Annotated in this window: 23 protein-coding genes; 12 read left to right on the top strand and 11 right to left on the bottom strand. The window is 61.2% G+C overall.

From position 1 onward, the window contains the following. Window positions 1-52: 52 nt before the first annotated feature. From ACIROY_RS19395 to ACIROY_RS19370, 6 genes are all read right to left on the bottom strand, one after another. Entirely contained in the window at window positions 53-814 is a 762-nt protein-coding gene (locus ACIROY_RS19395; protein ID WP_402275849.1) for an amino acid ABC transporter permease, read from the bottom strand. Then, window positions 814-1,566 carry an amino acid ABC transporter permease gene (locus tag ACIROY_RS19390; protein WP_402343379.1) on the bottom strand — a complete coding sequence of 251 codons (753 nt, stop codon included), beginning with the start codon at window positions 1,564-1,566 and terminating at the stop codon, window positions 814-816. The genes ACIROY_RS19395 and ACIROY_RS19390 overlap by 1 nt, the downstream gene beginning before the upstream one ends. Before the next feature lie 96 nt (window positions 1,567-1,662). Beyond that, window positions 1,663-2,499 carry an ABC transporter substrate-binding protein gene (locus tag ACIROY_RS19385; protein ID WP_402343376.1) on the bottom strand — a complete coding sequence of 279 codons (837 nt, stop codon included), beginning with the start codon at window positions 2,497-2,499 and terminating at the stop codon, window positions 1,663-1,665. 352 nt (window positions 2,500-2,851) lie between these two features. Then, entirely contained in the window at window positions 2,852-3,139 is a 288-nt protein-coding gene (locus ACIROY_RS19380; protein WP_402275843.1) for a DUF4148 domain-containing protein, read from the bottom strand. Window positions 3,140-3,398: 259 nt separating this feature from the next. Then, the gene (locus tag ACIROY_RS19375; protein WP_402343373.1) at window positions 3,399-4,184 is read right to left on the bottom strand and encodes a DUF2145 domain-containing protein; all 786 of its coding nucleotides are present in this window, start codon (window positions 4,182-4,184) and stop codon (window positions 3,399-3,401) included. A 50-nt stretch (window positions 4,185-4,234) separates the two neighbouring features. After that, complete coding sequence (locus tag ACIROY_RS19370) at window positions 4,235-4,657, bottom strand: hypothetical protein (RefSeq protein WP_402275839.1); 423 nt, start codon at window positions 4,655-4,657, stop codon at window positions 4,235-4,237. Window positions 4,658-4,836: 179 nt separating this feature from the next. Between ACIROY_RS19370 and ACIROY_RS19365 the strand changes: the two genes are divergently transcribed. Continuing rightward, entirely contained in the window at window positions 4,837-5,574 is a 738-nt protein-coding gene (locus ACIROY_RS19365; protein ID WP_402275838.1) for a helix-turn-helix domain-containing protein, read from the top strand. A 22-nt stretch (window positions 5,575-5,596) separates the two neighbouring features. Here ACIROY_RS19365 and ACIROY_RS19360 read toward each other — a convergent pair whose 3' ends face one another. Beyond that, the gene (locus ACIROY_RS19360; protein ID WP_402275835.1) at window positions 5,597-6,487 is read right to left on the bottom strand and encodes a LysR family transcriptional regulator; all 891 of its coding nucleotides are present in this window, start codon (window positions 6,485-6,487) and stop codon (window positions 5,597-5,599) included. Window positions 6,488-6,701: 214 nt separating this feature from the next. On the opposite strand from ACIROY_RS19360, the gene ACIROY_RS19355 reads away from it, so the two are divergent. Next, entirely contained in the window at window positions 6,702-7,508 is an 807-nt protein-coding gene (locus ACIROY_RS19355; RefSeq protein ID WP_402343370.1) for a TauD/TfdA dioxygenase family protein, read from the top strand. Window positions 7,509-7,514: 6 nt separating this feature from the next. Here ACIROY_RS19355 and ACIROY_RS19350 read toward each other — a convergent pair whose 3' ends face one another. Both ACIROY_RS19350 and ACIROY_RS19345 read right to left on the bottom strand, forming a co-directional pair. Next, window positions 7,515-8,549 carry a response regulator gene (locus tag ACIROY_RS19350; protein ID WP_402343367.1) on the bottom strand — a complete coding sequence of 345 codons (1,035 nt, stop codon included), beginning with the start codon at window positions 8,547-8,549 and terminating at the stop codon, window positions 7,515-7,517. After that, window positions 8,530-11,979, bottom strand: coding sequence for an ATP-binding protein (locus tag ACIROY_RS19345; protein WP_402343364.1), 3,450 nt, complete (start codon window positions 11,977-11,979; stop codon window positions 8,530-8,532). Before ACIROY_RS19345 ends, ACIROY_RS19350 begins: the two co-directional genes overlap by 20 nt. A gap of 510 nt (window positions 11,980-12,489) precedes the next feature. Between ACIROY_RS19345 and urtA the strand changes: the two genes are divergently transcribed. The 8 genes from urtA to ACIROY_RS19305 all read left to right on the top strand — a co-directional run bounded on the left by urtA (window position 12,490) and on the right by ACIROY_RS19305 (window position 20,183). Continuing rightward, on the top strand, window positions 12,490-13,752 hold the full coding sequence (gene urtA / locus ACIROY_RS19340) for an urea ABC transporter substrate-binding protein (RefSeq protein ID WP_016834172.1): 1,263 nt from the start codon (window positions 12,490-12,492) through the stop codon (window positions 13,750-13,752). Between the two features lie 158 nt (window positions 13,753-13,910). Beyond that, a complete protein-coding gene (urtB, locus tag ACIROY_RS19335; RefSeq protein WP_402275823.1) occupies window positions 13,911-14,828 on the top strand; it encodes an urea ABC transporter permease subunit UrtB in 918 nt (305 codons plus the stop codon). Window positions 14,829-14,862: 34 nt separating this feature from the next. Next, window positions 14,863-16,050 (top strand): urea ABC transporter permease subunit UrtC, encoded by a 1,188-nt coding sequence (urtC, locus tag ACIROY_RS19330; RefSeq protein WP_402343361.1) that lies wholly within the window; start codon window positions 14,863-14,865, stop codon window positions 16,048-16,050. After that, the gene (gene urtD / locus ACIROY_RS19325) at window positions 16,047-16,814 is read left to right on the top strand and encodes an urea ABC transporter ATP-binding protein UrtD (protein ID WP_007884565.1); all 768 of its coding nucleotides are present in this window, start codon (window positions 16,047-16,049) and stop codon (window positions 16,812-16,814) included. The genes urtC and urtD overlap by 4 nt, the downstream gene beginning before the upstream one ends. A 31-nt stretch (window positions 16,815-16,845) precedes the next feature. Beyond that, complete coding sequence (urtE, locus tag ACIROY_RS19320) at window positions 16,846-17,535, top strand: urea ABC transporter ATP-binding subunit UrtE (protein ID WP_007884563.1); 690 nt, start codon at window positions 16,846-16,848, stop codon at window positions 17,533-17,535. A 27-nt stretch (window positions 17,536-17,562) separates the two neighbouring features. After that, complete coding sequence (locus ACIROY_RS19315; RefSeq protein ID WP_402275816.1) at window positions 17,563-18,585, top strand: aliphatic amidase; 1,023 nt, start codon at window positions 17,563-17,565, stop codon at window positions 18,583-18,585. Between the two features lie 41 nt (window positions 18,586-18,626). Further along, window positions 18,627-19,805 (top strand): formamidase, encoded by a 1,179-nt coding sequence (fmdA, locus tag ACIROY_RS19310; protein WP_402275813.1) that lies wholly within the window; start codon window positions 18,627-18,629, stop codon window positions 19,803-19,805. An 81-nt stretch (window positions 19,806-19,886) separates the two neighbouring features. Then, window positions 19,887-20,183 (top strand): FmdB family zinc ribbon protein, encoded by a 297-nt coding sequence (locus ACIROY_RS19305; protein ID WP_402275810.1) that lies wholly within the window; start codon window positions 19,887-19,889, stop codon window positions 20,181-20,183. A 28-nt stretch (window positions 20,184-20,211) separates the two neighbouring features. Here ACIROY_RS19305 and ACIROY_RS19300 read toward each other — a convergent pair whose 3' ends face one another. Further along, entirely contained in the window at window positions 20,212-21,168 is a 957-nt protein-coding gene (locus ACIROY_RS19300) for an AraC family transcriptional regulator N-terminal domain-containing protein (RefSeq protein ID WP_402343358.1), read from the bottom strand. A gap of 177 nt (window positions 21,169-21,345) precedes the next feature. Between ACIROY_RS19300 and ACIROY_RS19295 the strand changes: the two genes are divergently transcribed. Together ACIROY_RS19295 and ACIROY_RS19290 are read left to right on the top strand one after the other, a co-directional pair. Continuing rightward, the gene (locus tag ACIROY_RS19295) at window positions 21,346-22,197 is read left to right on the top strand and encodes an oxidoreductase (protein ID WP_402343355.1); all 852 of its coding nucleotides are present in this window, start codon (window positions 21,346-21,348) and stop codon (window positions 22,195-22,197) included. A gap of 222 nt (window positions 22,198-22,419) precedes the next feature. Beyond that, window positions 22,420-22,674 carry a hypothetical protein gene (locus ACIROY_RS19290; protein ID WP_402275803.1) on the top strand — a complete coding sequence of 85 codons (255 nt, stop codon included), beginning with the start codon at window positions 22,420-22,422 and terminating at the stop codon, window positions 22,672-22,674. Between the two features lie 84 nt (window positions 22,675-22,758). Here ACIROY_RS19290 and ACIROY_RS19285 read toward each other — a convergent pair whose 3' ends face one another. Continuing rightward, window positions 22,759-23,202, bottom strand: coding sequence for a winged helix-turn-helix transcriptional regulator (locus ACIROY_RS19285; protein ID WP_402275801.1), 444 nt, complete (start codon window positions 23,200-23,202; stop codon window positions 22,759-22,761). Window positions 23,203-23,345: the final 143 nt, after the last annotated feature.

Below are 23,345 nucleotides of genomic sequence, written 5' to 3'. Positions count from 1 at the left end.
AAGGACAACAAGGAACAGCAAGCGGACGAATGTATCACATTTTCCTGACGCGTCAGGCGATTTCAGGCCAGGTCTCCGGCAGCGTGTTTTCCTGCTCTTTTTTCATCGCCCGGCGCACATGTCGCGTGGCGATTGCCTCAGGATGGAAGTAGCGTCCAACCCATGCCGCGAATTGTTCCAGCGCCGAGCACAACACGAAATAAATGGCGCCGACGAACATGAAAATCTCCATCGGATAAATCATCAACCGGCTGTTCACCTGCGACGCCACGAACGACAATTCGCCGACGCCGACGATGTAGGCCAGCGAACTGTCCTTGATCAGCGTCACCCACTGATTGATGAAGGACGGCAGCATCATCTGCAGCGCCTGCGGCAGCACGATCCAGCGCAGCACATGCAGGCGCGGCAGGCCGAGCGAGAGGCCGGCGTCCCATTGGCCGCTGCGAATGCCGGCAATCCCCGCCGCCACCGAATGCGCCAGATAGGCGGCGCTCACCAGCGACAGCGCAAACATCACCGACAGCACGCCGGGCACGTCGATGCCGAACGCAATCGGCAGCAGGAAGTAAGTCCAGAAGATCAGCATCAGCACCGGAATCGCGCGGAAAAATCCCAGCGCCAGCGTGAGCAGGTTGCGCATCGCGCCGCTGCTCATCGCCAGCACGACGCCGAACACCACGCCGAGCAGCGCCGACAGCAGCGCTGAGCCGACGCTCAGCAGCAGCGTCAGCGCGGCGCCGCCGAGCGGTCCGTCTGGATACGATCCCCACAGCAGATAGGGCAGGTTGTCGAGCAGCACGGCGAATTCCATCAATGCCTCCCCTTGCCGCCATGTGCGAGGCGCACCTGCAAATGCCAGTGGCCAAGACTCTCGATCAATGCGATGGCGACGATATACAGCAGCGTGGCGAAGCCGAAGGCCTGGAAGGTGCGGAAGGTCTCGGCTTCCACCTGGCGCGAGGTGTACGACAATTCGGCAAGGCCGATGGCCATCGTCAGCGAGGTGTTCTTGAGGATGTTCATGTATTGGCCCAGCAGCGGCGGCAAGGCAATGCGCACGGCCTGCGGCAGTACGATGTAACGCACTACTTGCAGGCGCGTCAGGCCGATGGCGCCGCCGGCCAGCGATTGCGCGGCCGGCACGCCGCGCATGCCGGCGCGGATTTCTTCGCTGACGTAGGCGGTGGAGTAGAGCACCACGCCGATCATCGCCGCCAGGAATTCAAACGACGGCCAGCTCAGCGTCAGCACGCCCAGCAAGCGGATGCTGTGGGTGGCGTTGAGCCACTCCATCGCGCCTTCGGGGAATAGGGCGGGCACGCCGAAATACCAGAACAGCAACTGCACCAGCAGCGGCGTGTTGCGAAACAGCGAAGTGTAGGCTGCGGCCGGCAACCGCAAGCCGGCATGTGCGCTCGAGCGCGCCGCCGCCAGGAAGAAGCCGAGCAGCGTCGCCAGCACCACCGTCGCGGCGCTGAGCAGCAGGGTGGTCTGGAAGCCGTGCCACATCCACAGCAGATATTTGGGGGCGAGCAGCTGGCTGGTATCGAAATGGGAGAGCATGGAGATCAGGAAGCCAATTAAGCGGTAGCAATCAGTGAGGTAGCCAAAACGAGAACAGCCGCACGAAGCGGCTGGTTTTCATCGCGAACGATCTGCTTATTTGTCGCGCAGCTTGGTGTCGCCGATCTTGAACAGGCGCGGCAGCGGCGATTTGCTTTGCGGGCCGAACCACTTGTCATAGATCTGTTGTGCGGTACCGGTCTTCTCGAGGTCGCGCAGCCAGTCATTCAGGAAGGCAACCAAGCGCGTCTCCCCCTTGGGAACGCCGACGCCCTCATATTCTTCCGAGATTGCGAAGGCCGGGATTTCGTATTTGTCCTTGTCCGGCAGCGCCGCCAGGATCGCGGTCAGCTTGGAGCCATCCTGACTGAACGCCTGGATGTTGCCGTTGCGCAGTGCGGCCAGACCGAGTGGGGTGTCGTCATACAGCACCACCTTGGTGTCGGGATACTTTTCACGCAGCGTGGTTTCCATGGTGGTTCCCTTGTCGGTGCCGACGCGGATGTCCTTGATGCCGTCGGCGTTCTTCAGCACGCCCTTCCTGGCGAGGAATTGCTGGCCCGAAGCGAAGTAAGGAATGCTGAAGTCGATAACCTTGGCGCGGTCTTCGGTAATCGTGAAATTGGCGAACACCAGGTCGACCTTGTTGGACGACAGCAGCGGAATGCGGTTGGCCGGATTGGTCGGGACGATTTCCACCTTCACGCCGAGTTTCTTGCCGAGCTCGTTGGCGTAGTCGATGTCGAGGCCGACGATTTTCTTGCTGGTCGCATCGACGTAGCCGAACGGCGGATTTCCGTCAAAAGCAGCTACTCGCAGTACGCCGGCCTTTTTGATGTCGTCGAGCTTGTCGGCGTGGGCGGCAGCCGGCAGCAAGGTCAGCGCAAGGGCGGACGCAAAGAACAAAGGGGACAGTGAAGCACGCAATTTCATGGATATTTTCCTTGTTGTCGTGAAATGGTGGGATGCGTTTCAATGCAGGCGGATAGCCGGCGAGGTCCTGCATCCCCTTGGCGCGTATGCACCAAATGGGAGCGAGTATAGGAAGACGCGACGGGATCTGGGAACGACTATTTACGGCTTTGTTTATGCGGAAAACAGCGCAGGAAAAATGCGTAAGGGGAGCAGCGGAAGGTGGTGGAAAATGAAAAGAAAAACGAGGAGGGAAGAATACGACAAACCGGCGTCATTGCAGAGATTGCAGTTCGCCGGTCAGTTAAACAACTTCAGTCCGCGGCGGCGCGATGCCGGGGCGGACTGTCTGTCATCGACATGCAGCGGTCGATCAACGTGTGGTGTTGATGTAGTTGTTGCGAGCGACGTCGCCGCGAGTCTGGCTGAGTTCGGCCAGGACGTCAGCGCGGGTCTTGCTCGATACGACAGGAGCAGGATTGAACGTGTCCTGATAGTTGCGGCGACCCAGGTCACCACCTGCTTGCTTCACTTCGGCGACGACTTCAGCACGTGTCTTGGTCGAGGTGAACGCTTGTTGTGGTGGATATGGAGTTTCGGCAAGTGCGGAACCGGCGGCGGCGATCAGGGCAGTAGCGGCGATAATTTTAGCGATGTTCATTTTATTCTCTCTGAGTAAGTGGCAATTAAGTTGAAGTACCTGGTTGAAACAACAGCGATGCCGGCAGAAAAATTAATGAGTACTGCCGGGCGCATTACCGAGATAGGTTCAGAGTTTTGTTTTGCAACCACTTATTTTCGTGTTATCCGAACATGAAATGACTGATATAAAAATATCGTCTGACTGAAGGCCTTTGTTCCTGAGGCCCGGACAATCGTCTGCATTGTTCGGGTAAATCCGCCGGTTTTTTCCGCTGCTGTCAGAGGCCGACGACGAAATGGGAAGCCTGCAAGCCCGATTGTTCCAGAAAGGCGAACACAGAATCAGCGCCGATGGTTTCAATGCGATCGCTGAAACGCTTTTCGTTGGGATGATCGTCGAAGGCAATGTTGGCTTTGAACATCCGCGCGCCGAGCCGGGTCATGGGGCCGAGGTCGAGCACGGTCGGCTGGTAGCCCTTGAACTTGAGCCATGCCTGGGCTCGCTCGCGGGTGTGGATGCTGTTTTCCTGCGCCATCGCCAATGTTTCCAATACCCATTGATTCGATTGCTGGTACTTGTCGCCCCAGGCGTACGACAGCATGTTGTAGGCGGCAATATGTCCGGCCAGCACTTTTGCCGGGTCGGTCAGCACGGTGCGCAGGCGTTGCTGCACTTCCGGCGCCGGCACGGTGACCGCCGCTTCGAAGCGATAGGGATCGTCGAGGAAGAACTGGCCCATGCCTTGTTCGTAGATGTTGCTGACGGCGGTGCCGCATTCGTTGAGCTTGTGCACGATGGTCCAGTGGCCATCCTGCTTGTAGGCGAAGCCGAGATGCGAATAGCGTTGCCGGTATTTGCTCAGATCCTGGCCGGCGCGCGCGATGATGACCACATCGGCGCCGCTGGCGTCGAGCTGGGCGACGGTCTTGACGGCCATGGCGATGCCTTGTGCCACGCGTGTTTCCGTCGGCGGCTTTTGTTCGCAGGCTTGCCCGGCATGCGCGATGGCAGGCAGCGCCAGATGCAATGCCACGAGTGCGGCGAGGACGATTTTTTTTATCATGTTGGGCTCCGTGTCGTTGAATGATCGTGTGCTGCGGTCGTTTAAATTTTTCAGGAAACCTTCTTGCTCTTCATGAGCGCCTTGCCGAGTTCGTTCGGGATGATCGCCAACACCTTGCCGGCGCTGACCAGCAGCATGCCGGCCGAGGTGGCGGTGGCCTGGATGACCGAGCCCACGCCGACCGACACGGCGCCGCTGGCGTTGGCGGTGATGGTCACCGAGCCGCGCACGCCGGCGCCGATTTTCTCCACTACATAGACCGAGCCCTTGCCCGAGGCTTCGACGCTCTTGACGAGGTACTCGCTGCCTTCGGAGATGAAGTAGGCCGGCGCCGCGATCGATGCCACTACCGACAGTGCGGAGGCGTCGCTGGCAGTCGATTGCGCCGATGCAGGTTGCGCCAGCAAGGCCGACGACAGGGCGACGGCCAGCGACAGGGTGGAAACGATGCGGCGCAGGTTCAATGTGTTCATGATGTTGTTCTCCGGTTTCTACGTTTAAGTGGTGTTGAGGGAAGCGCGTCGTTGAAGCGCAGGCGGACTTTATCAACGGTATCGGCATTTGTATTTATTCAATCAAAAGTAGCGAACGACTTCTACGAAAGTATTGATATATGATACTTTTCAAGAAATTCGAATTGAAGGAGATGCAGATGGCCCAGGCCCAGGCGCTGATAGACGCCCTCAAGAACGTGCTCAAGGCGCGCGGCATGACGTATGCAAAGCTCGGCAAGGGACTCGGCCTGAGCGAGGCCAGCGTGAAGCGGGTATTTGCGGAGAAGAGTTTTTCGCTGGAGCGCTTCGACCAGGTGTGCGGCCTGCTCGGCATCCAGATCAGCGATCTCGCACGCATGGTGGCGCACGATGCGGCCACGCCGGCGCAGCTGACGATCGAACAGGAGAACAAGCTGGTATCGGATCCGCGGCTGTTGCTGATCGCCGTGCATGCGGTCAATCACTGGAGCATGGAAGAGATCCTCGAGGCTTTCGATTTTTCGCGTGCGGAATGCGTGCGCCTGCTGGCGCGCCTCGACAAGCTGGGCATCATCGACCTGCTGCCCAACAACAAGATACGGGTGCGCGTCGCGCCGGATTTCAGCTGGCTGCCGGGCGGCCCGATACAGCAATATTTCCGCGCCCAGCTGCGCAACGATTTTTTCAACTCACGTTTTGACGGCGAGCGCGAAAAGATGAGCATGGTCAGCGGCATGTTGTCGCCGGCCAGCAATGCGCTCATGCAGCAGCACATGCGCCGCATCGCGGCGGAATTCTCGGCGCTGCATCATCAGGACCTGGAGTTGCCGCTGGCGCAGCGCGACGGCACCAGCCTGATCCTGGCGATGCGGCCGTGGTCGCCGGAGTCGTTCAAGGCCATGCAGAAGAAGCGCTGACTTGCCACGCCGGGCCGTTCGCTCAGGCCGGCGTCGCCAGCAACTCTTCCACATAGGCGACGAAGGCGCGCGCCTTGGCGCTGGCCATGCGCCCGCCCGGGTACAGCGCCCACAAGTCGATCGGCGGCAGGCTCCAGTCGGTCAGCACACGCACCAGCTCGCCGCTCGCGAGTTCCGGTTCAAACATCCATTCCGATGAAATCGCCAGCCCCATGTCGGCCAGCACGGCGGCGCGCACGCCTTCGGCGGCGTTGACCTTGATGCGTCCGGAGACCGATACCGTTACCTCGTCGGCGCCGCGGCGGAACGACCACGTCGTGCCGCCGCTGCCGCGTCCGTAAATCACCGCCGCGTGCCGGCTCAGCTCGGCCGGCCCGGCCGGTACGCCATGCGCGGCGAAGTAGGCCGGCGTGGCGATGACCGAGCGCGCGCCTTGCGCAATCTTGCGCGCCGTCATGCCGGAGTCGCTCAGCACGCCCATGCGCAGCGCGACGTCGATGCCTTCTTCCAGCATGTCGATATGCCGATCGTCCAGCACCACGTCGAGGCTGAGCTGGGGATGGCGGTCGAGGAAAGGTTTGAGATGGGGCAGGATGCGCAGGCGCGCGAAGGTCAGCGCCGCCGAAATCCTCAGCGGTCCGGACAGTTCGTTGCCGGCGCCGCGCGCGCTGCGGTCGGCTTCGTCAGCTTCGCCGATGGCGCGCAAGGCGCGTTCATAAAAACGCTGGCCGGCTTCGGTCGGCGTCAGGCCGCGCGTGGAGCGCAGCAGCAAGCGCACGCCGAGACGTTCTTCCAGTTGCGCCACCGCTTTCGAGACCGCCGGCTGGCCGACTTCCAGACGTCGTGCGGCGCTCGAAAACGAACCTGCTTCGACCACGTTGACGAAGGTTTCCATTGCGTTCAGGCGATCCATGTTGATTCCTCCATGGAATGAATAATAGCGTCTATCGCACCAATTTCGTCTGATATGACGCTCTTTATTCCTTTTTGGAATGAATCATATGCCCAATGCAGACGTTCCGCCCATGCCCGATCAAGGCCAAGATAAGGGCGTCGATTGCCATCGCGATCCCCGGGCGACCCTCAGGCTGGACCTGCGCCTCGTCATTCTCACGAAAGGAAGCACCATGAACATCATCCCCATGAGCGCCGGTTTCGGCGCACGCATTCACAACGTCGACCTGGCGCGGCTGGGCGACGATCCGGACTCCGGCATGCAGCAGGCGTTGCAGGCGGCGCTGCTGGAGTACGGCCTGCTGGTCATTCCGGGACCGGTGCTGTCGCCGCAGGACCAGATCGCCGCCTCTGAAGTATTCGGCGCGCTGGAGGAATTTCCACCGGCGCCGGGACAGATTGCCGGTTATCCGCAGATCTTCCGCGTCGCCAGCCGCGCTACCGAAGGTTATACCGGCGTCGGTCGCTACTGGCATTCGGACGGCTCGTTCCGCACGGTGCCGACGCCGATGTCGTTGTGGCATCTGGAAGCGCGCCCGGACGTCGGCGGCGACACCCTGTTCACCGATCTGCAGCAGGCCTGGCGCAGCCTGCCGGAGGAACTGAAATCGCAGATACACGACTTGCGGACCACGCATCGCAATCATGTGGTACATCCGCTGGTGATGCCGCATCCGCACACCGGCGTTGAAGGTTTGTACCTCAACGTCGGCCTCACCAACAGCATCATCGGCATGGAACGCGACGCCACCGAGCAACTGATCGCCACGCTCGACCGCCATCTGTCGCGCGAAGGTGCGGTGTATCGGCATCAATGGAAGGAAGGCGACTTCGTGGTGGCGGACAACTTCCGTGTCGCGCATCGCGCCACGCCCTTGTCGCCATTGCAGCGGCGCGTGCTGAACCGCACCACGGTGCGCGGCGACGGTGCTTTCTGGGAGACGATGAAGTCGGATCAGGCAGTCGCGGTTGCTGCCTGACGGCGTCTACTGCAACAGGCCGCTGCCGCTCCTCGGGGTTGGCATCTGTTGCAGGCTGCTCGCCAGCACCGCCGCCGCCGAGCGCGTCTCCACGCCGAGTTTGACGAAAATGTGTTCGAGGTGCTTGTTGACCGTGCGTGGGCTCATGCCGAGGATTTCGGCGATGTCGCGGTTGGTCTTGCCTTTGCCCAGCCACGCCAGTACGTCGCTTTCGCGCGGCGTCAGGTGGACGCTGCCCGGCGCCATCGGGGGGATTGCGGCGTCAGCGCTACCCTGCACAGCGGCATGCAGCAATGCCGTGCCAGCGCCTGCTGCGATGCCGGCAGCAAGATTCTTCTCTTCCAGCAGCAAGGTGATCTCCTGCCCCTGACCGGGCGCCGACAGTGCGACGCGCAGTTCGCAGTCGCCCTGTGTCGTCACCAGCGGACGGATGTCGCCGCCGCCCTGGCGCTGGCGCACCAGGCTTTCATTGAGCCAGGATTGCAGCAGCGCCGGCAGCTTGTGGCCGGTGCTTGCGCCGGCACCGACCGGAAAGTACTTTTCCAACCACAGCGAGGCCTTGCTGGTCTGCCACAGCGGCAGGCCGTTGCCGCTGAGGACGATGACGGCGTGGGCGGCGTGTTCGAGCATGCCGCGCGCCTGCGACATCATGCGTGCGGTCTTGATGTGGGCGCCGATGCGCGCGACCACTTCCTGCGGCTTGATGGGCTTGGTGACGTAATCGATGCCGCCGACCTCGAAGCCGCGCACGACATGTTCGGTTTCGGTCAGTCCGGTCATGAACACCACCGGCACGTGGTTGACGCTCTTGATCAGCTTGATGCGCTTGCAGGTCTCAAAGCCGTCGATACCCGGCATCATCGCGTCCAGCAGGATCAGGTCGGGCGTGATGTAGTCGAGCCGTTCCAGCGCGCTGATGCCGTCGGTGGCGACCAGTACGATGTGGCCGCTTTCGTCGAGCGAGTCGGATAGCATGGCCAGGTTGTCAGGCTTGTCGTCGACGATCAGGACGACATGCCGATCAAACGTTGTTGACATCATGACGAATCATCTCCTTGATACGGGTGACATATTCATTCAGGCGAAACTGTTTGACCAGTTGCCGGAGTTCCGTGGTGAAGGGCAGGTACGCCGAATTCTGCTGTTCCATGTCGTCAAGCTTGCGCAAGATGCCCTTGGCGTAGCCGATCGAGCCAAGCTCCAGCAGCGCCTGCAGTTTTTCCTGCGAAGGCACCAGCATCATCGGTTGCGCAACGATGTTGTCCCTCACAGGAACGGAAGCAGGCATGGCGGCAGACACCCAGTCGATGCGTAGCTGCTGCCGGATCTTCGACAATAATTCGTTGTACGACACCGGCTTGACGACGAAGTCGTTGTACAGCGGTGGATCGACGCCGTCGTTGCTGCGTTCGTGCCCGCTCTCGAAGGCGTTAGCGGAAACGATGATGATCGGCAGCTGCGTCAGCCCGCGTGCGCGGATGGCGCGCGCCACCGACCAGCCGTCCATGACCGGCATGGCAATGTCGAGCAGCACCAGGTCGGGCGTGCGCCGGGTCAATTCTTCCAGGCAGGCGATGCCGCCGTCGGCTTCCATCACCTCGAAGCCCAGCGGCAACAGCATCTCCTTGAGCAGCAGCCGTTGCGAGGCCTGGTCGTCGACCACCAGCACGCGCCTGGAAGGACCGATGTAACCCGACATCTGGTCCTCCAGTTTCAGGCGCGGACGCGGCACGTGGACTTCCGGCAGATAGATCTTCAGGTGGAAACTGCTGCCGCTGCCGACCTTGCTCTTGACTGCCAGCTCGCCGCCCATGATGTGCGTGAGCATGCTGCTGATGGCCAGGCCGAGGCCGGTGCCGATGTCTTCGCGCAGGTTGGCGGCATTGCTGCGCTCGAACGGCAGGAAGATGCGGTCAAGGTCGTCATCGGCGATGCCGATGCCGGTATCGATGATGTCGAAGTAGGCGATCTCGCGCATATAGCGTACGCGCACCGTCACGCTGCCGCTGTCGGTGAACTTGACGGCGTTGCCGATCAGGTTGATCAGGATCTGGCGCAGGCGTTTCTGGTCGGCGTGTACGATGTGCGGGATGCGGCCGGTCTTCTCGAAGAGGAAGCGCAATCCCTTTTGCTCGGCCTGCGGCGCGAACATGCCGGCGATCTGCTCAAGGAATTCCGACAGCGCCAGCTCGTCCGAGGCCAGGCGCATCTTGCCGGCTTCGATCTTGGCGATGTCGAGCAAGCCGTCGATCAGGCTCAGCAGATGTTCGCCGCTGCGACGGATCACCGCAATCGCATCCTTGCGCGCCGGCGGGATGGTGGCGTCGACATGCAGGATCTGCGCATAGCCGAGGATGCTGTTGAGCGGAGTGCGCAGCTCGTGGCTCATGCCGGTGACGAAGCGGCTTTTTGCCAGGTTGGCGGATTCGGCGGCTTCCTTGGCGCGTTGCAATTCGGCATCGGTCTGTTTGTGCGCTTCGATTTCCTGCAGCAGCAGATTGGTCTGGCGTTCCGATTCTTCATGCGCGACGCTGCGGCTTTCGTTGGTCAGGATCAGCCACCACGAACCGACGCCGATCAGCACCAGCAGCGTACAGAACAGCTTGATGAAAATGCTCTGGATGGAATCGGGACCGCTTGGCGTCAGGCCCGAGATGCCCGCCATCTGCTGGAAGTACAGCATCCACAGCACCACCGCCAGGCCGCCCGAGATCAGGCCGAACACGATCAGGTAGTGGCCGATGCGGGTGTTGAGCTTGAGGGTGAAGCGCGACGGCAGCAGGGCCTGCAAGGTGCTGAAAACCTGATTGGGCAATCGCGCCGCCGGGGTCTTGCAGCGGTCGTTGCAGCGCGCGTCGAGCGAACAGCACAATGAACAGATCGCGCCCTGATAGGCGGGGCAGTGCGCCATGTCGGGCGTCTCGAACTGGTTGCCACAGATGACGCACTCAATTCCCGGGTGATGATGACCGGTGGCTTTTCCCGTATCGAGATGTTCCGACAGCGTGTCTTCGCGCGCGATATAGTAGCGGCTCTTGGTCGCGATGGCGATCAGCGGCGCCATCAGCAAGGCGGTGCCGAGCGCGATGAACGGCGACATCGCCGCCGCCAGTTTGCCGAGCACGCCGGACATCGCGATGGCTGAAAGGATAGAGGCAATCGCCATCGAACCCACGCCGACCGGATTGATGTCGTACAGATGCGCGCGCTTGAACTCGATGTGCGGCGGGCTCAGCTTGAGCGGCTTGTTGATCACCAGGTCCGACACCACCGCGCCTATCCACGAAATCGCCACCAGGCTGTACAGCGCCAGCACGTGTTCCAACGCATTGAACACGCCCAGCTCCATCAGCAGCACTGCAATCAGCACATTGAACACCAGCCACACCACCCGGCCCGGATGGCTGTGCGTGAGTCGCGCAAAGAAGTTGGACCACGCCAGCGAACCGGCGTAGGCGTTGGTGACGTTGATCTTGACCTGCGACACAATCACGAATAGCGCCACCGCGCCGAGCACCAGCGCCGGATTGGAGAATACGTACTGATAGCCGATCAGGTACATCTGGGTCGGCTCCACCGCCTTGCCCATCGGCACCTCATGCTGGATCGCGAGGAAGGCCAGCAGGGCGCCGCCCAGCATCTTGGCGCCGCCCAGCAGGATCCATCCCGGACCCGCCAGCAGCAGCGCGCTCCACCAGCGGCCGCGATTGGCCCGGGTCTTCTCCGGCAGGAAGCGCAGGAAGTCGACCTGTTCGCCGATCTGCGCGATCAGCGAGAACGCCACCGTCGCCGCCGCGCCGAACAGATAGATGTTGAACGAGCCGCCTTCTTCGGCACGGCCGGCGAAGGTGATCAGATTGGTCAGCGCTTCCGGTTCCTTGTAGAGCACGCAGATATAAGGCAGCGCCAGCAGCACGATCCACAGCGGCTGGGTCCACATCTGCAGCCGGTTGATCAGCGTGATGCCGTACGCCACCATCGGGATCACGATCAGCGAGCACAGCACATAGCCGTAGACCAGCGGCAGGCCGAAATAGATTTCGATGGCCTGCGCCATGATGGCCGCCTCCAGCGCAAAGAAGATGAAAGTGAAGCTGGCGTAGATCAGCGAGGTGACGGTCGAGCCGATGTAGCCGAAGCCGGCGCCGCGCGTGAGCAGGTCCATGTCGACCCCGTACTTGGCAGCGTAATAACTGATCGGCAAGCCGGTCAGGAAGAACAGCACCACCACGCAGGCGATCGCCCAGAAGGTGTTGGTAAATCCATAACTGAGCGTAATGGCGCCGCTGATTGCCTCCAGCGCCAGGAACGACGTCGCGCCCAGCGCCGTGTTGGCCAGGCGGAACTCCGACCAGCGCCGGAACGAGCGCGGCGTATAGCGCAGCGCATAGTCTTCCAGCGTCTCGTTGGCGACCCAGGTGTTGTAGTCGCGCCGGACTTTGACGATGCGTTGGATGGCGGGATTGGTCAAATTTTGCTCGCGTTGGTGATCAATGCCGGGGTGAGGGCGGACGCGGCGACTACGGCACTCCGGGGCAATTGCCGCGCCCTCTTCCCGACGAAGCAATTTTCAAACCAATCGGCCCAGGACGGCATACGTCAAATGACGTATGCGGACAGGCGTATGCGGCCGGGCTTTACTTCCGATTCACCAAAACACGGCAGCCGCACCACCTTCTTGCCACCGTAAAACGCACCAATACCATGCCGCGCACGAGCGAAACCTGTGCGACCGGGCGGACGCAATCACGCCCACCCGCGCCCGGGTTTTACGTCAAACAACGTATTGTTGCGCCGCACCGCAAAACCTATTCTCCATCCCAGAACGAGCAGGAAGCATAGCGGGAGGGAGAGAACACTCGCATGTCGGTCCCGGCTTTCGCCTCGTTTTGTTTCAATCGAATCAGCCGATTTAACTGATTCAGCCCGATCGACACGACCAAGTCCGATTACTTCCAATAACGCTCGAAAGGAGTACCGCATGTCGCACCGTTCCTCTTCCAAACCGCCTTCATCGCAACGCCGCAAGATCATGATGGGCATCGTCGCCGGTGCCGCCGGTGCCGCCATGGCGTTCCCCGGCCTGGCCATGGCGCAGCAGTTCCCGACCGCCAAGGTCAACACCACCAAGCTGGCCATCACCGACACCGAAGTCACCGTCGGCCAGCTGCATTCGGCCACCGGCACGATGGCGATCAGCGAAACCGGTTCGATCCAGGCAGAACGCCTGGCGATCGACCAGATCAATTCCATGGGCGGCATCCTCGGTCGCAAGATCAAGATCATCCAGGAAGACGGCGCCAGCGACTGGCCGACCTTCGCCGAAAAAGCCAAGAAGCTGCTCGAGAACGACCACGTCGCCGCCGTGTTCGGCTGCTGGACCTCGGCCTCGCGCAAGGCCGTGCTGCCGGTCTTCGAAAAGGACAACGGCCTGCTCTACTACCCGACTTTCTATGAAGGCCTGGAGCAATCCAAGAACGTCTTCTACACCGGCCAGGAAGCCACGCAGCAAGTGCTGGCCGGCCTTAACTGGGTGGCCAAAGAGAAGAAAGCCAAGACCTTCTTCCTGATCGGCTCCGACTACATCTGGCCGCGCACTTCCAACAAGATCGCCCGCAAGCACATCGAGAACGTGCTCAAGGGTTCGGTGGTCGGCGAAGAGTATTACCCGCTCGGCAACACCCAGTTCGGTTCGCTGATCAACAAGATCAAGCTGAAAAAACCGGATGTGATTTTTGCCGACGTGGTCGGCGGCAGCAACGTCGCCTTCTACAAGCAATTGAAAGCGGCCGGCGTCACCGCCAAGACGCAGAACCTGCTGACCATCTCCGTGACCGAAGATGAAATGCTCGGCATCGGCGGCGAAAACGTCGAAGGCTTCTACGCCTCGATGAAGTATTTCCAAAGCCTCGACAACCCGAACAACAAGAAATTCGTGGCCGAGTTCAAGGCCAAGTTCGGCGCCAATTCGGTGATCGGCGACGTCACGCAGGCAGCCTACCTCGGCCCATGGCTGTGGAAGGCCGCGGTTGAAAAGGCCGGCAGCTTCGACGTCGACAAAGTGGTCGCCGCCTCGCCGGGCCTGGAGCTGAAGACTGCGCCGGAAGGCTACGTCAAGGTCCACGCCAACCATCACCTGTGGAGCAAGACCCGCATCGGCGAAGCGCAGAAGGACGGCCAGTTCAAGGTCATCTACGAGTCCGACCTGATCGAGCCGAATCCTTTCCCCAAGGGTTATCAATAAATCGCGGCATCTGATTTGTTGGCAGCAAAGCGGCGGCGCCTGTAGTGACATGCGGGCGCTGCCGCCCACGTAGTTGCAGTTGAATTATTGAATTATTGAATTATTGAATTTTGAAGTACCCGGACATTGCTTATCAATCACCCAGGGCGGGAGTCAACATGGTTTCTCTATCCGAATTTTTCGCCATCTTCGCCATGCAGGGCTTCAACGGCCTGTCGGTATTTTGCGTGCTGCTGCTGATGGCGTTGGGCCTGGCGATCATCTTCGGCCAGATGGGCGTGATCAACATGGCGCATGGCGAGTTCCTGACCATCGGCGCTTACATCACGTACCTGCTGTCGCACCTGACCACGACCTACGCGCCCAGCCTGCAACCGTTCTATTTCTTCGGCGCGGTGGTGCTGTCGTTCATCGTCGCCTACGGCTTTGGTTACCTCACCGAGCTGCTGCTGATCAGCCGGCTCTACAAGCGTCCGCTCGACACGCTGCTGGCAACCTGGGGCCTGAGCCTGGCGATGCAGCAGACCTTCCGTTCCATCTTCGGCGCCAAGGAAGTCAGCGCCACTTTACCGGACTGGCTGCTCGGCTCGTTCAAGCCGACCGAGAACATCGACATCCCGATCAACGGCCTGTTCATGATGTGTCTGACGCTGCTGTTGACCGGCACCATCTTCATCCTGCTGTTCCGCTCGCGCTGGGGCCTGCAAGTGCGCGCCACGATGCAGAACCGCGTCATGAGCGGCGCGGTCGGCATCAACACCCGCAAGGTCGACCGCACCACCTTCGCACTCGGTTGCGGGGTGGCGGGCGTGGCCGGCGCGGCGTTCACCACGATCGGCTCGACCGGTCCCACCAGCGGCTCGCTGTACATCGTCGACACCTTCCTGGTGGTGGTGTTCGGCGGCGCACAGAGCCTGATCGGCACGATCGCTTCGGCCTTCTCGATTGCGCAGACGCAGTCCACCGCCGAGTTCTTCCTGACCGGTTCGATGGCCAAGGTGCTGACGCTGTCGGCGGTGATCCTGATCCTGATGCTGCGTCCTCAAGGCTTGTTCTCGGTGCGTGTACGTAAATGATGTCCTTCAGACTTCCCATCCGCGAGGTTCAACAATGAATGCAGCATACGAAAAATTATTGGGCGGCAGATCCGGACTGACCGGGCTGCTGATACTGGGAGTGCTGTTGCTGGTGATCTTCCCGCTGGGCCTGGACATCTTCCGCCTCAACCTGGTCGGCAAATACCTGTCCTACGCCTTCGTCGCGGTCGGCCTGGTGCTGTGCTGGGGGTACGGCGGCATCCTGAGTCTCGGCCAGGGCGTGTTCTTCGGCGTCGGCGGCTATTGCATGGCGATGTTCCTGAAGCTGGAAGCGTCGGATCCGATCAGCACCAAGATCCAGTCCACGCCCGGCATCCCCGACTTCATGGACTGGAACCAGATCACCTCGCTGCCGGCGATGTGGCAGCCCTTCCACAGCTTCAGCTTCACCGTACTGGCAGTGCTGGCGGTGCCGACCTTGCTGGCGCTGATCATCGGTATGGCGATGTTCAAGCGGCGCGTCGGCGACGTCTACTTCTCCATCGTGACGCAGGCGATCGCCGCGATCCTGTCGATCCTGATCATCGGCCAGCAAGGCCTGACCGGCGGCGTCAACGGCATCACCGACCTGAAGACGCTGATGGGCTGGGACATCCGCACCGACAGCGCCAAGGTGATCCTGTACTTCGTCAATGCCGGTTTGCTGTTCGCCTGCATCCTGTTCGGCCGCTACATCCTGACGTCCAAGCTCGGCCGCCTGCTGATGGCGATGCGCGACAAGGAAGAACGGGTGCGCTTCTCCGGTTACGACGTCGCCAGTTTCAAGGTGTTCGTGTTCTGCGTCGCGGCGATGTTCTCGGCCATCGGCGGCGCCATGTTCACCCTGCAGGTCGGCTTCATGTCGCCGTCCTTCGTCGGCATCGTGCCGTCGATCGAGATGGTCATCTACGCCGCGGTGGGCGGGCGCATGTCGCTGCTCGGCGCGGTGTACGGCACGCTGCTGGTCAACTTCGGCAAGACCTATTTCTCCGAGACCTTCCCCGAGCTGTGGCTGTTCCTGATGGGCGGCCTGTTCATCGCGGTGGTGATGTACTTCCCGAATGGTCTGGCCGGCGTGTATGAAAAGCAGGGCAAGCGCCTGATGGAAAAGCTGTCCCGTAAAAAAGCAGTACCGCCCGAGCCGGTGAAGCCGAAAACGGCGACCAAAGCCGATCCGGCGGAAGTCCATATCGACGGCGCCAACCTGGAGGCCAGCAAATGAGCAACGCACCCATCGGATTCGAATCGACCGACCATCCCGTACTGGCGATCGAGGACCTGACGGTCTCCTTCGACGGCTTCAAGGCGGTCGACAAGCTCAACCTCTATGTCCAGCGCAATGAAGTGCGCGTGGTGATCGGCCCCAACGGCGCCGGCAAGACCACGGTGCTGGACCTGATCTGCGGCAAGACGCAGGCGACCTCGGGCAGCATCCGTTTCAACAACCACGAGCTGACCAAGATGAGCGAGCACGCCATCGTGCGCGTCGGCGTCGGCCGCAAGTTCCAGACGCCGTCGATCTATGAAAACCTCAGCGTGTTCGAGAACCTGGAGATGTCCTTCCCGCGCGGCCGCAAGGTGTTCGGCGCGCTGACCTTCAAGCGTACCGCCGACGTGGTGGCGCGCGTGGAATCGGTGGCAGCGGAGATCTTCCTCGACCAGCATCTGTACACCCAGGCCGACCTGCTGTCGCACGGCCAGAAGCAATGGCTGGAGATCGGCATGCTGCTGATGCAGGAGCCGGAGCTGCTGATGCTGGACGAACCGGTCGCCGGCATGAGCGTGTCCGAACGCGAAAAGACCGCACAGCTGCTGGGTCGCATCAGCCAGGGACGTTCGGTGGTGGTGATCGAGCACGACATGGATTTCGTCAAGAGCATCGCGCACAAGGTGACCGTGCTGCACCAGGGAAAGATCCTTGCCGAGGGCAGCATGGACAAGGTGCAGTCGGATCCCAAAGTTATCGACGTGTATTTGGGTCACTGAGTCGGCCATTAATTAATCTTCGGAGCCAGCCATGTTCAACGTATCCAACCTCGCCTCCGGCTACGGCCAGAGCGCCGTCATCCACGACATCAACCTGTCGGTGGCGAAGGAAGAAATCGTCGCCGTCATGGGCCGCAACGGCATGGGCAAGACCACGCTGTTCAAGACGCTGATGGGCATCCTGCCGCTGCGCGACGGCAGCATCAAGATCGACGGCGTCGAACTGGGCGCGATGGAAAGCCATCAGCGCGTCTCGCGCGGCGTGGCCTATGTTCCGCAGGGGCGCATGATCTTCCCCGGCATGACGGTGCTGGAAAACATCCAGACCGGTCTCGCCGCCGATGCGCGCGGCAAGGTGCCGGACGAGCTGTATGCGCTGTTCCCGGTGCTGTACGAAATGCGCAGCCGCAAGGGCGGCAACCTGTCGGGCGGCCAGCAACAGCAGCTGGCGATTGCGCGCGCGCTGGCGACCAATCCGCGCGTGCTGCTGCTGGATGAGCCGACCGAAGGCATCCAGCCGTCCATCATCAAGGACATCGCGCGCAGCCTGAAAGAGATCCGCAAGATCCGCGAGCTCACCATCATCGTGTCGGAACAGGTGCTGAGCTTCACGCTGGAGATCGCCGATCGTTTCCTGGTCATCGACAAGGGCCGCTTCGTCTACGAAGACACGCGCGCCAATGTCGACGCGCCGACCATCAGCAAGTACCTATCGGTTTAACGACAGCTTTGAAGGAGGAGCAGCACCATGAGGCACGGAGACATATCAAGCAGTAAAGACGCGGTGGGCGTGGCGGTGGTCAACTACAAGATGCCGCGCCTGCATACCCGCGCTGAAGTGATGGACAACGTCAACCGGATCGCGGCCATGCTGATCGGCATGAAGCAGGGTTTGCCCGGCCTCGATCTGGTTATTTTTCCGGAGTACTCAACGCACGGCATCATGTACGACGAGAAGGAAATGTATGACACCGCCGCCAGCATTCCCGGCGAAGAGACGCGCGTGTTCTCGGAGGCCTGCCGCATCGCCGGCGTCTGGGGCGTGTTCTCGCTGACCGGCGAGCGCCATGAAGAGCATCCGCACAAGGCGCCGTACAACACGCTGATCCTGATCAACGACCAGGGCGAGATCGTGCAGAAGTACCGCAAGATCATGCCGTGGACGCCAATCGAGGGCTGGTATCCGGGCGACACCACTTACGTCTGCGACGGTCCCAAGGGACTCAAGGTCAGCCTGATCATCTGCGACGACGGCAACTATCCGGAGATCTGGCGCGACTGCGCCATGAAGGGCGCCGAACTGATCGTGCGCTGCCAGGGCTACATGTATCCGGCCAAGGACCAGCAGGTGCTGGTGGCCAAGGCGATGGCATGGATGAACAACGTCTACGTCGCGGTCGCCAACGCGGCCGGCTTCGACGGCGTGTATTCCTATTTCGGCCACTCGGCGATCGTCGGCTTCGATGGCCGCACCCTGGGCGAATGCGAGACCGAAGAGATGGGCATCCAGTATGCCGAACTGTCGGTCAGCGCGATCCGCGATGCGCGCCGCAACTGGCAGTCGCAGAACCATCTGTTCAAGCTGCTGCACCGCGGCTACACCGGCAAGATCAACTCCGGCGAATCGTCGGCGGGCGTGGCCGATTGTCCGTTCGACTTCTACAAGACCTGGGTCAACGATCCGCAGGCCGCGCGCGCCCAGGTCGAGGCGATCACCCGCAAGACCGCCGGCACGCCGGAATGCCCGATCCCCGGCATTCCCAACGAATAAATCGTCAATTCACCCGCATTCCACACGAGAAGGAGAGTCGCATGCAACATTTCAAAATCAAGCCCGGCGTACCGCTGGCAGAGCAGCCTGAACTCGGACACAACCGCTGGCATCCCGACCTGCCTTTCCTGTCGTCGGTCAAGCCGGGCGAAGCGATCCTGATTGAATCGCTGGATTTCCTCGATGCCCAGATCAAGGACACCGATGACGTCGCCGACGTCAAGAACGTCGACCTCACGCGCGCCCATCCACTGACCGGTCCTTTCCATGTCGAAGGCGCCGAGCCGGGCGACCTGCTGGTGATCGACCTGCTCGACATCAAGCCGGTGACGCCGGTCGGGTTCTCGGGCGTGTTCTCCAAGGAGAACGGTGGCGGTTTCCTGGCCGATTATTTTCCCGATGCCGACAAGGCGATCTGGGACTTGAAGGGTTTGTACGCGACCTCGCGCCACATCCCCGGCGTGCGCATCGCCGGTCTCACGCATCCAGGCCTGATGGGATGTTTGCCGTCGCACGATCTGCTGGCCGAATGGAATCGCCGCGAAGCGCCGCTTGCCGCCAAAGGCCTGGCCAAGCCGCCTGATCCGAGCACCGCAGTGTTGCGCGGCCTGACCGGCGCCAAGTTCGACGAGATGGCCAAGATCGCGGCGCGCACGGTGCCGCCGCGCGAGCATGGCGGCAACACCGACATCAAGGATCTGTCGGCCGGCACGCGGATTTTCTTCCCCGTGTATGTGAAGGGCGCCGGCTTCTCGATGGGCGATTTGCACTTCTCGCAAGGCGACGGCGAAATCGGCTTCTGCGGCGCGATTGAGATGGACGGCGTCAGCCACGTCGGCTTCGACCTGATCAAGGGCGGCATGGCGAAGTACAACATCACCTCGCCAATCTTCATGCCGAGCGTGGTCAAGCCGCACTATGAGCAATGGCTGACCTTCGAAGGCATCAGTGTCGAGAACGGCGTCAACTATTACCTCGACGCCACCGTCGCCTATCGCCAGGCCTGCCTGAAGGCGATCGACTACCTGACCCACTTCGGCTACACCGGCAGCCAGGCCTACATGCTGCTGACCGCCGCGCCGGTGGAAGGACGCATCGGCGGCATCGTGGATATTCCGAACTGCGCGTGCACGGTGTCCTTGCCGACCTCGATCTTCGATCAGGACATCACGCCGAAAGGCATGCTGAACGACAAGTCGTACTGGGGACGAAAGCCGTAGTCGTTCACTCCTTGTTGCGGACGGAGACTTTACTCCGTCCGCGAATCGTCTACCCGAACCATCGCCACACCGGAGCAGAACATGCCCTTATACGATATCCGCTGCAGCCATTGCGAAGGCATCTTCGAGAAATTCCTCAACATGCAGGCCTTGCATGGGCTGGTCGCGTGTCCCTACTGCAAGGAGGACACCACCGCTGCACCGCTGTTGACCGGCGGTCGCGTCGGCTTGCAGGTGACCGAACGCTGGCGTCCGCGCAACGGCGCCGAGCAGCTTGCGGGGCAGGGCGCGGCGGGACCGGGCGCGCACGCGGGCGCGGCGCGCAGCAGCGTGCTGCACAATTGCAAGGGGCATAGCTGCAGCATTTGCCTGACCTGAATCAAGAACGGCTAACAAAACGCCGCTCTTAGTGGGATGAGACAAACTGCGCGCCGTCCTCCTGCGGCGGGAGCGCAAAGCTTTTGCGCATGCGCTCGACTTCATCGACCGGCGTGCGGCCGAACAGGCGCTTGAATTCACGGCTGAACTGCGACGCGCTTTCGTAACCGACTTGCGCACAGGCGGCGCCCGCCGTCATGCCGTTGCGCAGCATCAGCAGGCGCGCCTGGTGCAGCCGCGTTGATTTCAGGTATTGCATCGGCGAGGTATCCGTCACCGTCTTGAAGTGGGCATGGAAGGTTGGCACGCTCATGCCGGCTTCCTTCGCCAGTTGTTCTATGCCCAGCGCTTCGTCGTAGCTGCGGTGGATCATGCTGATGGCGCGCGAGATCTTGCCGAACTGACCCTGCAGGGTCAGCGCAGCGCGCATCGTTCCACCTTGTTGACCGGTCAGCACGCGGAAATAGATTTCGCGCACCAGCGACGGCCCCAGCACCTCCGCCTCCAGCGGATCATGCATTGCCTCCAGAAAACGCAGTACCGACACTGCGAGCGCGCTTTCCATCGGCGTCGACACCATTCCGCGCGGCCTGGCGATGCTCGGGCCGACACGGTCATCGATCTGCATCATCAGTTCGGCCGCCACCTTGAAATCCAGCCGCAGATAGATCGCCAGCATCGGTTCCTTCTCGCTGGCATCGGTCTCCATCGAAAACGGCACCGGCACCGCGACAGCCAGGTAATGCTGCGCATCGTACAGATACACATCGCTGCCGAGATAGCCGCGCTTGCGTCCTTGCGCCACGATCACAATGCCCGGCTCATACAGCACCGGCATGCGCTTCAACGGACGGTTCGAACGCAGGAAGCGCACGTCGGCCAGCGGCGACAGGTTATAGCCTTCCAGCGGCGTCAGCGCCGCCAGCAAGGCGACCATGCGGCGACGGACTTCGGCGGGAGTGCCGGGTGCAGGGGAGGTGGGCATTTCATTGAATCCGGCAATCGATAATGCGGCTACTTTGCCATCTTCTGCGCTGCTCCGCCAGCAACTCAGAGAATCAGACAATCATGTGAGAAGAATCGGCAGCCGCGGCGTGCGCGAAAATCGATAATGGCCTGGTCGATTTTCGTTTTTGTTTTCACGCACAGCAAAGGAACTGCCATGTCCGCATCCAAAACTTTTTTCATCACCGGCGTCAGCAGCGGCTTCGGCCTTGCGCTCGCGGAAGCCGCCATCGCTGCAGGCCATCGCGTGATCGGTACGGTGCGCAGCGAAGACGCCCGCCGCGCTTTCGAGGCGCAATTTTCCGACCGGCCGGGGCGGGCGTTTGCGCGCCTGCTCGACGTCACCGATTTTGCCGCGGCGGAACGGATCGCCACCGAGGTCGAGAGCAGCATCGGAGCGGTCGACGTACTGGTCAACAATGCCGGCTACGGACACGAAGGCATCTTCGAGGAATCCGGCATGGACGCACTGCAACGTCAGTTCGACGTCAATGTATTCGGCGCGGTGGCGGTGACAAAAGGCGTCGTGCCCTTCATGCGCCAACGCCGGCGCGGGCACATCATCAACATCACCTCGATGGGCGGCTTCATCACGATGCCGGGCATCGCGTATTACTGCGGCAGCAAGTTTGCGCTGGAAGGGATTTCGGAAACCCTGGGCAAGGAGCTCAAGGCCTTCAATGTCTTCGTTACCGCTGTCGCGCCGGGATCGTTTCGCACCGACTGGGCCGGCCGCTCGATGGTGCGTTCGCCGCGCAGCATCCCCGACTACGACGCGCTGTTCGATCCTATCCGCACCACGCGCGCCGAGCGTAGCGGCAAACAGACCGGCGATCCGCGCAAGGCCGCGCAGGCAATGCTGAGGCTGGTCGACAGTCCGGCGCCGCCGACGCATTTGCTGCTGGGCAGCGATGCGCTGGCGCTGGTGAGGAAGAAGCTGGGTGAGTTGACGCAGGAGCTGGCGCAGTGGGAGGAATTGACGTGTTCGACCGATGCGGCGGAGAGTTGAGCGGCGTACTCGGAGGGTCTCCGGCGATGGCGAGATGGTGAATGTATTCTTTGGCAACGTCTGACAAATTGCTGAATCTTCTTACAGATTAATACAACTTTACAGTCTTCATTTTGCGGTCTCTCCCCGTTAAACGGGTAACAGCCTTGTTGCGTCCGGCGTCTGCCAGACCGGTCGACATGAGGCTGATCATGATCCGATTTCCCAACGAGGAGCAAAAAGATGAATACCAGAATGATCAGGATTGCAGGCCTGTTGTCGGTCGCTGCCGTAGCGGTCGCCGTCAGCGGCTGTGTAGTGACGCCGCCGTCGGTGCGCCCGGCGTATGTCGAACCGGCTTACGTTGCGCCGCCGGGCGTGGTGTATGTGCAGCCGACCTATGCCTCGCCCGGTCCGGGCTATGCCTGGGAATACCACGCCCACTACGGCTGGGGCTGGCGTCATCCGCAGTACGGCTGGCATCGCGGCTGGCGTTGAGTTTGCGACAACCGCTTGCATTCAGTTGCAGGTCTTCCGCTCTGCATTCCGTAGAAAGAATGCAGAGCGTTTTCATTTCCGCATTTATTTCGCTGTCTTGCCGTCCGTTCTCTGATCGAACTCGCGGCGCGCCTGTTCGATGCTTTGCAAGTTCTCTGCGGCCCAGATCCACACGCCGCAAAATGCCGCGCCCAGGCTCATGCCGAGTTCGGTCAGCTTGTATTCGACGCGCGGCGGCACCACCGGATGTACGGTGCGAATCAGCAAGCCGTCGCGTTCCATCTGGCGCAGTGTCTGCGTCAGCATTTTCTGGCTGATGCCGCCGACCAGTTCGCCGATGCGTGTGAAACGCGATTCGCCGTGTTCCGACAACACTTCCAGAATCAGCATGGTCCACTTGTCGGCGACGCGGCCGATCACCTCGGTGACAAGTGCTTCCAGACGCGGATCGATTTCTTTCGGCGGGGTCTGGGTGGTGTAGTAATACGCCTTGGCAATCTGCTCTTTGGTGGGTGGTGCGATCTTCATTTTCTGGCTCTCCTTTTGGTAACTCTCGCACTGTCGAGTGCCTACTTTCTAAAAGAGAGTGTAGTCCCTATACTGGGTTTTGGCGGGTTTTATGACAAGTAAAACTTGCGCAGCAAAGCTTATGAAGCGGCCATCGATTCAAG

The sequence above is a fragment of the Herbaspirillum sp. NPDC101396 genome (assembly GCF_044767365.1).
Taxonomy (GTDB): domain Bacteria; phylum Pseudomonadota; class Gammaproteobacteria; order Burkholderiales; family Burkholderiaceae_D; genus Herbaspirillum.
This window is presented reverse-complemented; position numbering and strand designations above follow the sequence as displayed.